The organism is Heliorestis acidaminivorans (assembly GCF_008933955.1).
In the GTDB taxonomy this organism is placed as follows: Bacteria; Bacillota; Desulfitobacteriia; order Heliobacteriales; family Heliobacteriaceae; genus Heliorestis; species Heliorestis acidaminivorans.
Genome location: NZ_WBXO01000002.1, coordinates 55,230 through 68,904, shown reverse-complemented (window position 1 = coordinate 68,904; position 13,675 = coordinate 55,230). Strand labels below are relative to the sequence as shown.

The 13,675-nt window shown below is 44.0% G+C and carries 13 protein-coding genes; 8 read left to right on the top strand and 5 right to left on the bottom strand.

The genetic code is table 11. The features are described from left to right. Both F9B85_RS03295 and F9B85_RS03290 read left to right on the top strand, forming a co-directional pair. Window positions 1-705: an ABC transporter ATP-binding protein gene (locus F9B85_RS03295; protein WP_151618541.1), complete on the top strand. Its 705-nt coding sequence runs from the start codon at window positions 1-3 to the stop codon at window positions 703-705. A gap of 68 nt (window positions 706-773) precedes the next feature. After that, on the top strand, window positions 774-1,586 hold the full coding sequence (locus F9B85_RS03290; protein ID WP_243138071.1) for an ABC transporter permease: 813 nt from the start codon (window positions 774-776) through the stop codon (window positions 1,584-1,586). A gap of 190 nt (window positions 1,587-1,776) precedes the next feature. On the opposite strand, the gene F9B85_RS03285 is transcribed toward F9B85_RS03290, so the two are convergent. The 3 genes from F9B85_RS03285 to F9B85_RS03275 form a co-directional block, all read right to left on the bottom strand. Next, window positions 1,777-2,508, bottom strand: coding sequence for a copper amine oxidase N-terminal domain-containing protein (locus F9B85_RS03285; protein WP_151618537.1), 732 nt, complete (start codon window positions 2,506-2,508; stop codon window positions 1,777-1,779). Window positions 2,509-2,655: 147 nt separating this feature from the next. After that, window positions 2,656-3,288 carry a 4Fe-4S binding protein gene (locus tag F9B85_RS03280; RefSeq protein ID WP_151618535.1) on the bottom strand — a complete coding sequence of 211 codons (633 nt, stop codon included), beginning with the start codon at window positions 3,286-3,288 and terminating at the stop codon, window positions 2,656-2,658. Between the two features lie 107 nt (window positions 3,289-3,395). Beyond that, on the bottom strand, window positions 3,396-4,058 hold the full coding sequence (locus tag F9B85_RS03275) for a uracil-DNA glycosylase (RefSeq protein WP_151618533.1): 663 nt from the start codon (window positions 4,056-4,058) through the stop codon (window positions 3,396-3,398). A 175-nt stretch (window positions 4,059-4,233) separates the two neighbouring features. Here F9B85_RS03275 and F9B85_RS03270 point away from each other — a divergent pair, with 175 nt between their 5' ends. The 4 genes from F9B85_RS03270 (at window position 4,234) to F9B85_RS03255 (ending at window position 9,060) form a co-directional block, all read left to right on the top strand. After that, the gene (locus F9B85_RS03270; RefSeq protein WP_151618531.1) at window positions 4,234-4,938 is read left to right on the top strand and encodes an SLAP domain-containing protein; all 705 of its coding nucleotides are present in this window, start codon (window positions 4,234-4,236) and stop codon (window positions 4,936-4,938) included. A 60-nt stretch (window positions 4,939-4,998) separates the two neighbouring features. Beyond that, a complete protein-coding gene (locus F9B85_RS03265) occupies window positions 4,999-6,363 on the top strand; it encodes a glycosyltransferase (RefSeq protein ID WP_151618529.1) in 1,365 nt (454 codons plus the stop codon). 9 nt (window positions 6,364-6,372) lie between these two features. Continuing rightward, entirely contained in the window at window positions 6,373-7,944 is a 1,572-nt protein-coding gene (gene murJ, locus F9B85_RS03260) for a murein biosynthesis integral membrane protein MurJ (protein ID WP_151618527.1), read from the top strand. 267 nt (window positions 7,945-8,211) lie between these two features. Continuing rightward, window positions 8,212-9,060: a class I SAM-dependent methyltransferase gene (locus tag F9B85_RS03255; protein ID WP_151618525.1), complete on the top strand. Its 849-nt coding sequence runs from the start codon at window positions 8,212-8,214 to the stop codon at window positions 9,058-9,060. A 150-nt stretch (window positions 9,061-9,210) separates the two neighbouring features. Here F9B85_RS03255 and F9B85_RS03250 read toward each other — a convergent pair whose 3' ends face one another. Continuing rightward, the gene (locus F9B85_RS03250; RefSeq protein WP_170270129.1) at window positions 9,211-11,136 is read right to left on the bottom strand and encodes an O-antigen ligase family protein; all 1,926 of its coding nucleotides are present in this window, start codon (window positions 11,134-11,136) and stop codon (window positions 9,211-9,213) included. Between the two features lie 222 nt (window positions 11,137-11,358). Between F9B85_RS03250 and F9B85_RS03245 the strand changes: the two genes are divergently transcribed. Then, window positions 11,359-12,507, top strand: a complete 1,149-nt coding sequence (locus F9B85_RS03245; protein ID WP_151618521.1) for a glycosyltransferase — start codon at window positions 11,359-11,361, stop codon at window positions 12,505-12,507. Window positions 12,508-12,539: 32 nt separating this feature from the next. Here F9B85_RS03245 and F9B85_RS03240 read toward each other — a convergent pair whose 3' ends face one another. Next, a complete protein-coding gene (locus F9B85_RS03240; protein ID WP_151618519.1) occupies window positions 12,540-13,046 on the bottom strand; it encodes a DUF4330 domain-containing protein in 507 nt (168 codons plus the stop codon). 140 nt (window positions 13,047-13,186) lie between these two features. Between F9B85_RS03240 and fabZ the strand changes: the two genes are divergently transcribed. Continuing rightward, the gene (gene fabZ / locus F9B85_RS03235; RefSeq protein WP_279237707.1) at window positions 13,187-13,627 is read left to right on the top strand and encodes a 3-hydroxyacyl-ACP dehydratase FabZ; all 441 of its coding nucleotides are present in this window, start codon (window positions 13,187-13,189) and stop codon (window positions 13,625-13,627) included. Window positions 13,628-13,675: the final 48 nt, after the last annotated feature.

Below are 13,675 nucleotides of genomic sequence, written 5' to 3'. Positions count from 1 at the left end.
ATGAGTTTAATTATTGCTAAAGATATTTGCCATGTTTACGATAGTGGTGAACGGGCTTATGAAGCTTTGAAAAAAGTTAATATGTCCATTTCCGAAGGAGAATTTGTTGCTCTTGTAGGTCCTTCTGGTTCTGGTAAATCGACGTTGCTTTCTATCTTAGGTGTTTTAACAAAAGCTTCTTCAGGTATAGTGCAAATAGATGGCATTGATGTTACTAATCTTGGTGAAGAAGAGCGTGCTCGTTTTCGCCGCGAGTATGTAGGCTTTGTTTTTCAGCAGTTTCATTTGATGCCTTATTTAACAGCTTTGGAAAATGTAATGTTACCGTTGGTTATGACTTCTATATCGAAAAAAGAGCAAAAAGAGAAAGCTAGGTTAGCTTTAGCCAAAGTAGGTCTTGAGGAAAAAGGCCATCGTCTTCCTGCACAGCTTTCTGGTGGTGAACAGGAGCGGGTGGCTATTGCGCGGGCTATCGTTAATGAGCCGCCCTTGCTTTTAGCTGATGAGCCTACAGGTGCTCTTGATGTAGCTAATGGCAATCGTGTTATGGCTCTTTTGACAGACTTAAATAAGCAAGGTCATACTATCGTGATGGTTACGCATAATCCTGCTTATGAGCCGCTAGCCCATCGAGTGATTCGCTTACAAGATGGTGCTATTGTGGAAGGTTCGGGGTCTCTTACAAGGCCCGGTGAAGTTTCTTGAATTTGTTTGACTTAATTCTTAAAGGAGTTCTCAGAAGCCCGGGAAGGTCTATCTTTTTTATCTTGATTATGCTTTTAGCTACTGCTTTTTATGGTGGCTTGAATGCATTAACAGAAAGCGCCGAAGGACAGTTGCAACAAGGTCTGGCTTCGCAGGAAAATCGCCTAGCCATTACGCCAGGAAGTGGTCAGATGGTTTTGCGTTATGGGGGCTTTCCTATTCAAGCCGATCTTTCCTATCGCGGTCGTGATTTGCCTAATGACGCTTTGATAGAAGTGGAGCGCTTTGTAGAACGAGGCGATTTGCTTTGGGTACAGTCTTTCGGTGCTGATGATTCAGCAGAAGGCAGGGGAGCTTTGACGCGTATTGAAGCGCAGGCTCGTGATAGTCAAGCTATGCAAACTGTGATAGCTGAATTGACTGAGCTTATTACGGAAGCTACTATTGTGCCTATTCGTGATGCTGAAGAAGGTCGTCAAGAACTAGTGGAGCAGATGGCTTTGTTTCGCCTCTACTTGTTAGTTTTAACTACGTTGGCTATTGTAGCTCTGGTAACAGCCTTTACTAATCTTTCTGTTCAAGAGCGCAAAAAAGAAATGGCTATCTACGGAGCAATTGGTTTTCCTCGTCGTGCTTTAATAACTATCATGGTTGGCGAAATTGCTTTAATGTCGCTTATTGGAGCTTTAGGCGGTATGGTACTCGGTTTCTGGGGTGCTACGGTGGTAGCTGATCTTGGTGCTATGGGGATTACGACTACATGGACATTTAGCAATCTGATCAGTACTATTACGCCTTTGCTTCTGGCTACAGTTCTAGGTGCTTTGCTTTCCTTAAGCAAATTTTTCTGGAGTCAGGGTAAGCATATGGAACAACTTTGATAGCAGATTTTGATCAAAGGTTTGCTAAAAGCATTGCTTGAAGAATTGCTCGGAGATTTACTAGAAAGTTACTAGAAGATTTATTAGAAGAGTTACTAGAAGATTTGCTAGAAAAAAAGAAGCCTTCCGTTTCCCTTGCAAGGGATCTCGGAAGGCTTCTTTTTATGAGTTTATTTATAGAGAGTATTTCTTACTCTTCAGTAACTTCAGCAGTTTCTTCAGTTACTTCTTCAGTTACTTCTTCAGCAGTTTCTTCAGTTACTTCTTCAGTAGCTTCTTCAGTTACTTCTTCAGTAGCTTCTTCGGTTACTTCTTCAGTTACTTCTTCAGTCTTCTTCGTTACTTCTTCAGTAGCTTCTTCGGTTACTTCTTCAGTAGCTTCTTCGGCTACTTCTTCAGCAACTTCTTCAACTACTTCTTCAGTAGCTTCTTCAACTACTTCTTCTACAGCTTCTTCAGTACACTCTTTTGTAATAACGATAGCCTGTTCTTCTTGATTCCAGCTAACGGTAAAGCCGAAAGCTTCGGATACAAAGCGCAGGGGTGTTAATACACAATTCTCGGTGAACTGAGGTGCAACATCCATAGCAGTAGCTTCACCGTTAACGAGTAGATCGGTGCTGTCAGCTGTAAGTACAACAATTTTGTCGCCTGCTGTTAGAGTAGCAGTTTGAGCTTCTGCGTCAAGAGCTACATTGTCCTGGTTGAGGCCAAGAGCAGGTAAGAGGTAACGAAGTGGAACGAAAGTACGGTCATTTTCTACAACAACACCTTGTTCCATAGAGATGGCTTGTCCATTTACTTTAAACTCATTAGCGCCAATAGCAAAAGATGCCTGTTGGCTGTCGGCGGCTGTTGCACTAAAAGCGATGGAAAGGGTAAATGCACCAGTTAGAGCCGCTGTGGTTAGCTTTTTACGCACAGAAAGTCCCCTCCTAATTGAAATAATACGAATGGTTTAATTATCCATCGTTATTATACAAAAAGAAGAGGACCTAATGAAGACAAAATGTGGTAAGAAAAAAATTTTTATTTAGATTCTATTAAATCAAGCTATTAATCAAGTAAATCAAGCTATAGCGCCACGAGGGCAAGTGCTTACGCAAACTTTACATTTGATACAATTATGATCTGCTACAGGTGCAGGTTCTGTACTTTTGTAGCTTACGATAGGCACATCCATGGGGCAACTTTTCTCACAGACTCGGCAAGTTTTGCAATCGGCCGCCAGAGTTAGAGCGGCTGGTTTGGCTCTTAAGCTAGCAAACCAAGATGCCATAGTACCCATGGGGCAGATAGCGCACCAGCTTCTTGTTTTGTATAGCATACCAAGGCCAAAGCCGATAAGACCTGAGATAATGCCCATGGTGATGAATACAGATCCGATGGCGTAAACATCGCCGCCTGTCAAGTAGAGACGCCACATAAAGACACCCATAAAGATAGCGAAAAAACCATAGCGAGCTTGCTTTGTTTTCAGCCAAGCGGGAATGGACTTTTTCTTGTTTTGGCCAAGAAACTTATCATATAGAAAACCTCTCGGACAAAGAGTGCCACACCATTTACGGCCAGCAAATAGTGATATCCCAATGGCTGTGAGCATACAAAGGGCCATCACATAGCCAAAAAGAGGATAAAATAGTCCCAAGGTAAGATAAGAAAGTGTAATGATAAAAGCGTAATCCTTGTACTTACTGTGCATACCCCTAACCTCCCTGAAAATTAACTATCGTGATTATAACACAACAACAAGTGATACGGTAGGGGGGTATGGGTAGAAAAGTGAAAAAATTTTGGAAAAGAAGTTTGTTAAATCCATGAAACTTCTGTCATGCCCTGACTGCGCAAAAAAGCATTAGTTCTTGAAAAGGGACGACTGCCGAAAAAGCCGCGGTATGCTGAAAGGGGGCTAGGATGGGCCGATTGAATGATTAAGTGCTGTGGTGCAGTGATTAGGGCTTCTTTTTCTCTAGCGTTTTTGCCCCAGAGGATAAAGACGAGCGGTTTTTCGCGAGCGTTCAATTTACGAATTATTTGATCAGTGAATACTTCCCAGCCCTTACCTTGATGCGAATTAGCCATACCGGCTCGGACTGTTAAGACGGCATTGAGCAAAAGTACACCTTGTTGAGCCCACCTAGTAAGAGTACCCTGTGGGGGTACAGGACAGCCCATATCACTTTGCAATTCTTTGTAGATGTTTTGTAGTGACGGTGGAAGTGGGACGCCAGGTTGTACAGAAAAACTAAGGCCATGGGCTTGTCCAGGGCCGTGATAAGGGTCTTGGCCAAGAATGACTACTTTCGTTTCTTCATAAGGTGTATAATGAAGGGCGTTAAAAATATCATACATGTCTGGATAAACTGTGCTTGTATCGTATTCTTTTTTTAGGAATTGGCGTAACTGTATATAATAAGGTTTTTGAAACTCTTCTTCTAAAAGTGTTGCCCAGTCGTTTTTGAGAATGGTCATGGTCCTTCCTCCTTTTATGGCTTGTTTTTGGGGCATATGTTAAGGAATTTTCAAAGATTGATAGATCTTAGCTTAATTGCAGGATTTAGATGGTATCCGAAGAATACTAAGGCCATGGTAAAAAATCAAGTATAATTATTAGGGTCTACAAGTAGGAGAAAGGCAGGCGTAAAGCGTGCAAGGTGAAGTTACCGTTACAGGTTCTTTTTTATTAAATTTTGATGATGAGATTCAGGTTGGTGTAGTTTTTCACAACAATATGAAACAGCCTGTAATTTTGGAGCAGATTCCCCTGATTTTAAAGGACAAAGAAGATCGTATTCTAGCTAAACAATCTTTTGATCTTACTGCACTTGGCAAGATTCCACCGGGTGGTAAAGTGATGTGGGAGTTGTCTTTTGCTCGGGAAAATGTGTCTGTAGAGCAGGTTCAACAAGATGATTGGGCTATTGCTTTTGATATGGAAGAAGTCAGTACAGGTCGGAAAGATTTTGAGTTAGAAGGTATTCCAGAAGATTATCCGGCTGAGCGACTTGCTTATCTGCAGAATATACTGTTGAAGATGCCCTTGGTGAAACCAGGCGAGATTGGCTTTACACCGCTACAGGCCCAGATGGAAGGGGAAAAACTGCTCGTTGCTGTGGTGATTCGCAATGGCAGTGAAAAAACTTTGAAAATAGAGCAATTACCTCTCGTGCTTTTTGATGCACAGGAAGAGGAAGTGGCTAGGGCGCAGTTTCAGTTGCAAAACTTTCTGGTCTCACCAGGTAAGGCTCGCATGTGGACATTTGTCTACCCTCAAGAAATGATTAAAAAGAAAAAACCAGACCTCAGTCGTTGGTCTTTACAGGTAAAAAGTCCTACTCCAACAGAGGTATAGCTTGTCTTAACGTCCATTTATCGCTATAATGAGTATGATTCTGGCAATGGGGGAGAGTCCATGTCCAGGCCTATCCGAGTATTGCATATAATTGGCGGAGGGGAAATCGGCGGCGCCGAGATTCATATCCTGGACTTAGCCAGACATCTTTCACCTGGTAAAATCGAGGTGCATTTGTGCTGTCTTTTTCCGGCCCCGCTTTTACAGTGGGCACAACAACAAGGGGTGTCTGCTGTTGCTGTACCTATGCGGAGCAAGTTTGACATATTTAGCCTCTGGAAAGTAGCTCAGGTTATTAAAAAGGTCGATCCTCAGATTGTGCATACCCATGGGGTTCGAGCTAATATGATTGGTCGCTTGGCGGCGGCGCTTGTTGGTTCTAGAAAGATTATAACGACGGTGCACAGTGTTTTAGAGCACGATTATCCAGATCAAGTAGCTCGAAAGCTAAACTACTGGTTAGAATGCGCTACGAGTGGATTGACTGATCGTTATATAGCTATATCGGAATTTATTAAAACTTCACTTGTCGAGCAGGGTATTCCTCGAGAAAAAGTTACAGTTATTCATAATGGAGTGGAACTGGAAAAGTTCACTACTGCTCTGGTAGAGCCTTTAGATGAGAAGAGCTATTGTCCTTCTAATTGTATCGATAAGAAAAAAGATGACCAAGATGTAGGAAGTAATGGTAAAGAGGATGCTAATGCCGTTTCCTTAGCCTACTGTGTCAATTCTTTCAGCATTGATCAATTGCCTAATCCTGTTCAACGGGATCAGATAGCTCAACAATTGCGAAAGCACTATGGCTTGAATGAGTGTACACCGCTAGTTGGCATGGTTGGTCGTTTTCATCCTGTAAAAGGTCATGCTGTACTAGTAAAAGCGGCTAAAGAGATTGTTAAATTACATCGCGATGTACGTTTTCTACTTGTCGGCGATGGTTTTCACCGTCCTGAAATAGAGGAAATGGTCATTGCAGAAGGTTTGTCGCCTTATTTTATTTTTGCTGGTTTTCGTGATGACGTTTCACCTGTTTATAGAGCTATTGATATTTTAGCTTTGCCTTCATTGTCGGAAGGTCTATGTCTGACAGTAATGGAAAGTATGCTTAGTGGATGCCCTGTCGTGGCTAGCCGTGTTGGTGGTATCCCTGAGGTGATTACTGATGGCAAAGATGGTGTCCTTATTACCGCAGGCGATCCGCTGGCTTTAGCGGCAGGCATTGTTAACCTCCTGGAAGATCGTGAAAAGATGAAGCGCCTCAGTCAGACAGCCTTGAAAACAATACATGAGCGTTTTACCGTCAAAAAAATGGCGGAACGGACGGAAGCGCTTTATGAGCATATGATGGATGAGGACAAGCAAATAGTAGAAAAAAGTAAAAACGCGCTCAAAGATAAAGTAAAGAAGAGCAAGTGGATCTAGGAGTGTAAGATGCTCAAAGCGAATCGTATCGCCCAAGCCGCGGCCCTCATTATGGTGGTGACCCTGGCAGGGCGTTTTTTCGGTTTTATTCGTGAAATGCTCACAGCTCGCTATTTTCCTGTTGAGCTTGTAGATGCTTATGTAGTAGCTTATACGCTACCGAATATTTTTGGTGTTACCATGACAGGTGCTTTTATGGCCGCTTTTATTCCTGCCTTCACTAAATTGCTGGTGGCTGATGAAAGAGAACGAGCTTGGCGTCTTGGATCTACAGTTTTTAATGTTGTTTTTATTGCTTTTACCGTTTTGGTGATTCTGGGGATGCTTTTTGCACCAGTGGTAGTCAAGTTGATTGCGCCTGGCTTTTCTGGTGAACGTCTTGACTTGACTGTTGATCTGATGCGGATTATGTTCCCTACTTTGATTTTTGTTTCTGTTGCAGGCATTACAATGGGGATGCTTAATTCCTATGATCATTTCTTAGTTCCTGCGCTAGGTCCTCTGGTGGCTTCTATTTCTGTAATTTTGGCTATTATTTTTCTTTCGCCTACTATGGGTGTTTACGCTCTTGCGATAGGGATTCTAGGTGGCCTCTTTTTGCAATTAGCTATTCAGGTGCCTATGCTGTCGCGCTATGGTTTTCGTTATAAGATGACTATGGATCTTCAAGATCCTCTAGTTCGCCAGGTGGGCTTGCTGATTGTGCCTGTTATTATTGGTGTGGGCATCGGTCAGGTGAATATTTTAATTGACCGTATTCTCGCTTCGGGCCTTGAAGCGGGTAGTATTGCCGCTTTGAACTTTGCTAATCAAGTGATGCAGTTGCCGATGGGTATTTTTGTACAGGCTATTGCTGTACCTATCTTCCCGGCTTTGTCGGCTTTGGTAGCCCGCGGTGATTTTGCAGGTATGCAGAGAGCTTTTGGTCGTGGGACTAATTACTATACTCTTTTGTTAATTCCTATGACTGTAGGCATGATGGTCCTAGCTGTGCCTACTATTCGTGTGATTTTTGAGCGTGGTGCTTTTACACCGGAAAATACGATTGTTACGGCTATTGCTCTGTTCTGGTATGCTCTAGGTATTTTGCCAGCGGCTATGCGTGACCTTTATACTCGCGTTTTTTATGCGCTACAAGATACGAAGACGCCTGTGAAAATTGGCGCTTTGTCAGTGGCATTGCATATTGTCTTAAACTTACTACTTATTGGTCCTATGGGTCATGGCGGTCTTGCTTTGGCAACTTCTATTTCTACGGCTATTAATATGATTATCCTCGGGTGGATTTTGTGGAAGCGCACTGGCGGTTGGAATTTGTCAGGCCAAATAGTTGTCTTTGCTAAAGTGGCTTTGGCTTCTGCTGTGATGGGTATTGTTGTTTATTTCGTCAACGATTATCTTTATCATGCTATGGGTTATCAGCGTGGACTTGGTGAGATTATCCAGCTAGCAGGTGCTATTGGTGTTGGCTTTGCCGTTTATGCCTTGTTGGTTTGGTTGATGCGCATTGAGGAGGTCAATATGGCTATTGATCTGGCGCGGGAAAAGGTTGTTGCTGTTGCTGGGAAGTTGCGTTCTTAAGAGTGCCTCTTGTCAGTAAGTTCATAAAATGGAGTGCTTTCTGGAGATACATTATGCCTGGACCGGTGGAAGCCATTTCTTCCGAACGGGCGTCTCCCACGCTGTTTCGACAGCAAGCTGTCGACAGCTGAGGTCGCCAAGCCCTCTCTCCAGAAATATCTTCCCCCGGTCTAGGGGCTTTGGTCTAAGGGCTTTGTGTTTTTGGGGTTGTTTCTGGGTGAGTTCTTGTTGTTCTCGTACTTTTGATGATAAAGGCAGGTTAGTGTCGTGGCCTTAGCAGTTTCTATGCTCAAGTTTTTGAATACTTTGTTCCCACAACCAGCTCATCCTCTTAATATGGCTCAAGATGGTACGAAGAGTACGGCTCAGTGGCAGATGGAGCGTGGCGGGGAGACGTTGCGTTATTTTTTGCAGGCTGTTTCGGAGCGGGAGCTTTTTGAGGATCGGGTTGTGCTGGATATGGGTTGTGGGCCTGGTGGGAAGACTTGTTATTATGCAACGCGTGGTGTGAAAAAAGTTGTGGGCCTTGATCTTTTGCCTGATTTTATTGCGGAAGCACGGGCTTTAGCGGAGCAAGAGGGCCTTCTGGATTCTGTTGATTTTGTGGCGGCTGATGCGACGGCGATGCCTTTTGCTGATGAGACTTTTGATGTTATTATTGCTAATGATTTTATGGAGCACGTTGGTGATCCTGAGGGAGCTTTGCGGGAAGCCCATCGGGTTTTGAAAAAAGGTGGTCGTCTTTTCGTTAATTTCCCTCCTTATTATCATCCTTACGGTGCTCATCTTTCGGATGCTATTGCTATTCCTTGGGTGCATAGTCTTTTTTCTGAGCAGACTATGATTGATGCTTATAAAGACTTAGTACGTGTCTATCCTGATAGTGAGAAACGCATTGCTTTTCGTTTTAGCAAAGACGCTCAGGGGCGAGAGTACTTAAGTTACGTTAATGGTATGACTATAGAGCGTTTTCAAAAGATCCTAAAAGCCACACCATACTTAAAAGTTGCCTACTACCGTGAAGCACCTTTGCGTGATTTTCTTGCTCCTCTTAGCAAAATCAATGGTGCTAAAGAGTACTTTGTCCGCATGGTAGTGGTAGTCTTAGAAAAGTAATTAAGTCTTTAGAACTACAAGTCACGTTAAAAAACCACGTTAAAAAGCCACATTAAAAAAGCCACCTACCAAGAGCATTTAATGCTCTATGGTAAGTGGCTTTACTTATTCCCCGGTCCAGACAATGGTCTACTTAATGAAATTGTAAGTTTATCTATGGTCCATCCTTACGTCCATAGGGCTTTCCCCGCCACGGAACTTCCAGGCGATTGCTGTGAAGAGCCAGAAGAGTACGACCATCATGGGTACTTCAAAGACGTTTTCTACTGCGTTATGGAAGACTACTCCTGTAAGGCCGCAGGCTACTCCTGTTGCTAGGGCTTTGAGGTGGGGTGGGGCATGGGCGGCTACGCCGAAGGCCATGCGCATGACGGCGATCATGAGGAAGATGAAGGAGAAGAAGCCGATGAGGCCTGTTTCTGCTGCTGTTTTTAGGTAGTAGTTATCGGTGTAGAGTGTGGGGTGGCTGAGGAAGTCTTTGTTATGATCGGCGGCGGCACCACCGAATTGGCCAAGTCCGATGCCGGTTAGTGGTTTTTCTTGTACTTTTTCTAATGCCATGTTCCAGCGGTCAATACGACCGCCTTGGGCTGATTTGCTGAAGTAATCGGGGCTTAGGAGATAGCTGACTCGGTCGGCTACGGAGGGTAAGGCGATAGGTAGTAAGATTGCTCCGATCAATAGGCCTGCTATGAGACGGCGATCGTAGATTGCTCCAAAGAGGACGATGGCTAGGGCTAGTCCAAGCCAAGCACCGCGGGAGAAGGTTACGACCATGCAAAGTCCCATGATGGCGGCACAGCCTAGATAGAAAAGCCGTTGTGTCGGTGTGCCACGGTAAGCTAGAGCTAATGCTAGGGGGGTGGAGAGGACGAGTAGGCTTCCTAAAACGTTAGGACTGCCGATGATGGAGTAAGCTCGGGTCCGAATGCCTACTTCTGCTTGGTCTACCCAGGTAGAAGGCATGGGTGCTCCTGTGATGTACTGATATACGCCATAAAGGGCAATAATCGTGGTAGCTAAGGTAAATCCGACAAGTAAGTTCAGTGAATCTTTCGAATGTCTTAGCAGTTGTACAGCTAGGTAGAACCAGAGCATATGTTGCACAATAACGCGCAAACCATCAATGGGAACGTGAATTCGGGGGTAGGTATAGTCAATTAAGAAGATAAAGAGCATGACGGCAATGAAAGCTGTCAAGGCATAAAAAGTAGGATGTATCTTCCAGCGAAAATCTCTTTGACTAAGCCAGTGAGCACCGATGGCACTGGCCATGAGAAGTAAGAGTGCTTCATCCCACCAATTGGGAAGTCCAAAGCGGTCTACATACTGCCGTAAGAACCAGTCGAAAGGACCATAAAGGGCTAGTGCCCAGAGTCCCAAAAGAGGTCGGAAAAAGAGTAATTGCACTATTAGTAAGATAAAAGGTAGGGCAAGTACATAAGGGCTATTCATGCGTACCCATAAAAAGCCGATAAGTGCGCCAAAGAGCAGAAGTAGGCCATACATGGTGTAGGCGCTTAGGCCTTCTAATGGTGGCGCTACAACGTCATAGCGGTCTCGTCTGGATTCGTGAGAACTTGACTCTTCAGGATAGTCTTTTTGAGAATCTGGCGATGGACTTGCTACTTGAGCAGGCACGAAAAAGTCAGCCACTTGAGCAGGTACTGATTGACGCCAGATGCGCAGAATTGTTACTGTACTGTTACGCCAGAAAAGAAATAATGCCACTACCAAAGCAAAGGCGAGGGCTTTTTTTATGGTTAATGCACCTAAAAGCAGTAAGCCTACTGTTAAGCCAGCTATAAAAGCTAGACCAGCGCGAGCGAGTCCCCCTAGTTGCCATCCTTCGGGGCAAGCCATATGCCTGACTATGGTAGCAAAGAGACTGCCTCTTGATAGTTCTTCTAAAAAAGCGATAAACTTTAATCGAAGCTGTTCTAGTGGCTTAGTAACTTTACTCCAAAGTCCTAGGATAAAGGACGATGATCTTTGACGGTGCAAGCGCTCCAGCGGATCTGAGCCAAAATAACGCCCTACGACACCTTGTGAGGAGACTTTGGCAGATTGCTCCAAAAAATGATGAAACCGTCCCGCGAGCCACAGCTTTTCTAGCTGGAGGAGTCCCCGATAGAGGTAGAGCAACATTCTGACAAAGAAGCTGTTGACAATTATCAGCTGAAGCGTTTGAATGGTATTCAGAAGAGTCACCTCACAAATGAAGAATTCTAAGGAATTCAAGATAAAGTAATTTTCAAAGCAGATTAGACAAAGCAGATTAACAAAGGATGAAGTTTATTGAATATAGTTTGTATCGCGGCGGCAGAATGGCAGGGGATGTGGGCCCGAGCCCAGCAGTTAATGGTGCGTTTAGCCGCGCAAGGTCACAAGATTCTTTATGTCGATCCCCCGATTACTTATATAGCGCCCTTAAAAAATCCAGCGCTCTGGAAAAGCCGTTGGCAAGAGAAAAAAGGTCTGCAAATTATCGAAAAAGACCAGATCTATTTGCTCAAACCGCCTCTTTTTCTTCCATTTCACGGCATGAACAGGTCTGTAAATCGCATTAATCAGCAAATACTAGCGCAGTCTCTGTCACAAGCTTTTCAAGAACTTAACTGGTCTGAGGCTGTCTTATGGACATACTTGCCAGGCTCTTGTGATCTTACAGAAGCAAAAAATCTTTCTTGGTCAAAAGTGATCTACGATTGTGTCGATGATCACGGTGCTTTCACAGGCCTTATCGATCAAAAGGTTATGCAGGCCATGGAAAATGATCTGGCCAAGCAATCCCATGCAGTTTTCGCTTCAGCTAAAGCGTTAGCTGAGAAAATGAAAAAAGTGCGACCAGATGTAAAAATTGTGCCTAACGGTGCCGATGTGGAACATTTCCGTCGACCTTTAGGTCTCGAAAAAAAAGATATAGAGAAACGGAAAGACTTGCCTCGAAATTATGACCGTATCATTGGCTTTGTCGGTGGTCTAGGTGACTGGATCGATATAGAGTTGATGGCGAAAGTAGCTCAACACCGCCAAGATTGTGCGCTCGTCGTAATTGGCCCAGCCGAAACAGACTTATCTCCTTTAGAAGGTATGGAAAACGTCTTTTTGCTGGGGCGTAAGCCTTACCAGGAATTGCCTAGTCACGTACAGCACTTTGACGTTGCCTTATCGCCTTTTAAGCTTAATGAGCTTACCATGAGCGTAAACCCAGTAAAAATCTATGAATACCTAGCCGCGGGCTGTCCTGTTGTTTCTACAGCTCTTCCAGAAGTCATTCCTTTTGAGCCAGTTATTGCTGTCGGTTATAATGAAGCAGAGTTTCTCCAGCACATTGACAAGGCTCTAGCAGAAAATAGTCCCGAAAAAGCAAGGGAGCGAGTCCAAATGGCGGAAGCCCATTCTTGGGAAAGTCGTTTGTCTGATATGGTCACGACTTTGGCTTAGAGGTTAAGTTATAGTTAACTATAAAGGGAAAATCATTCCTCGGCGATTACTTCACGAGAGTCAAGGACTTGTACGGACTCAGTAATGCCTTGTAGTTGAATGAACTGTGTTTTTAACCAGTATTCACGACCTGCTTTGATTTCCTGCAAGCCTACGCGTAAGTCAGCTGTAGCTGACCGGGAGATACCACGCACAGTAACGCGGACGTCTTTGTAGTAGGGATCTTCTGCTGTTATACGCTCGCCGGTGTTAGTGATAGATGTTTCAATATGTGGTCTTACGTCGATAGCCACAATTTTGGCATCATCGATAAAACCACCAGCTCCAACGAGAGGATCTTCTGTATTCAAATTACCAAGCAGTTCGGGCTCCACTTTTTTGAAAAAAGCGGTAAGTTCTACTTCTGTAACGGTAGTACTTACAATAGTCTTAGTCTTGGTAGCTAGACCTGCTACCAGGGCGATGACAGCAATTAAGATGATTAGATCAAGGGGGTTGACTAAACCAAAGAGACGCCCTTTTTCGTCAACGATTTTCATTACGACACTGTTCCTCCTACATTATGATGTTGATATTGTGATAATTTGACAAGAATGTCCACTTGGACGACAATAAGTTCGACACGAAGTGCCGTCGTTCCTTTTTTCCAACAAATTTACAGAAAGGAAGATTGATGAATATGAGGGAGAAAGTGAATCTATCAGCTCAGGAAATTCAGGGTATTCTACCACATAGACCTCCTTTTTTGCTTATCGATAAAGTTGTAGAGCTCGAGGTTGGCAAAAGTGCCGTAGCAATAAAAAATGTTACGATTAATGAACCTTTTTTTCCAGGTCATTTCCCCGGTCATCCTGTGATGCCTGGTGTGTTGATTGTTGAGGCATTGGCTCAAACGGGTGCTGTTGCTTTGTTGAAAATGCCTGAGTATGCAGGAAAAATCGCTTTTTTTGCAGGCATTGATGGGGCACGCTTCCGTAGACAAGTTCTTCCCGGTGATATTTTGCGTTTAGAGGTAGAGATGAAAGCTCTGCGCCGCAATATTGGTAAAGCCACAGGCAAAGCTTATGTCGGAGAGGATCTAGTCTGTGAAGCAGAGCTAACTTTTGCGGTAGAACGATAAGAGAGAAATTTAGGACTCTTGTAGTGATTTTTGGCCTTTTTACGCAAA

What these genes read in the sequence shown, in the direction of transcription:
- F9B85_RS03295 (WP_151618541.1), top strand. Translation starts at nt 1, where the DNA reads ATGAGTTTAATTATTGCTAAAGATATTTGCCATGTTTACGATAGTGGT.
- F9B85_RS03290 (WP_243138071.1), top strand. Translation starts at nt 774, where the DNA reads ATGCTTTTAGCTACTGCTTTTTATGGTGGCTTGAATGCATTAACAGAA.
- F9B85_RS03280 (WP_151618535.1), bottom strand. Translation starts at nt 3,288, where the DNA reads ATGCACAGTAAGTACAAGGATTACGCTTTTATCATTACACTTTCTTAT.
- F9B85_RS03275 (WP_151618533.1), bottom strand. Translation starts at nt 4,058, where the DNA reads ATGACCATTCTCAAAAACGACTGGGCAACACTTTTAGAAGAAGAGTTT.
- F9B85_RS03265 (WP_151618529.1), top strand. Translation starts at nt 4,999, where the DNA reads ATGTCCAGGCCTATCCGAGTATTGCATATAATTGGCGGAGGGGAAATC.
- murJ (WP_151618527.1), top strand. Translation starts at nt 6,373, where the DNA reads ATGCTCAAAGCGAATCGTATCGCCCAAGCCGCGGCCCTCATTATGGTG.
- F9B85_RS03240 (WP_151618519.1), bottom strand. Translation starts at nt 13,046, where the DNA reads ATGAAAATCGTTGACGAAAAAGGGCGTCTCTTTGGTTTAGTCAACCCC.
- fabZ (WP_279237707.1), top strand. Translation starts at nt 13,187, where the DNA reads ATGAGGGAGAAAGTGAATCTATCAGCTCAGGAAATTCAGGGTATTCTA.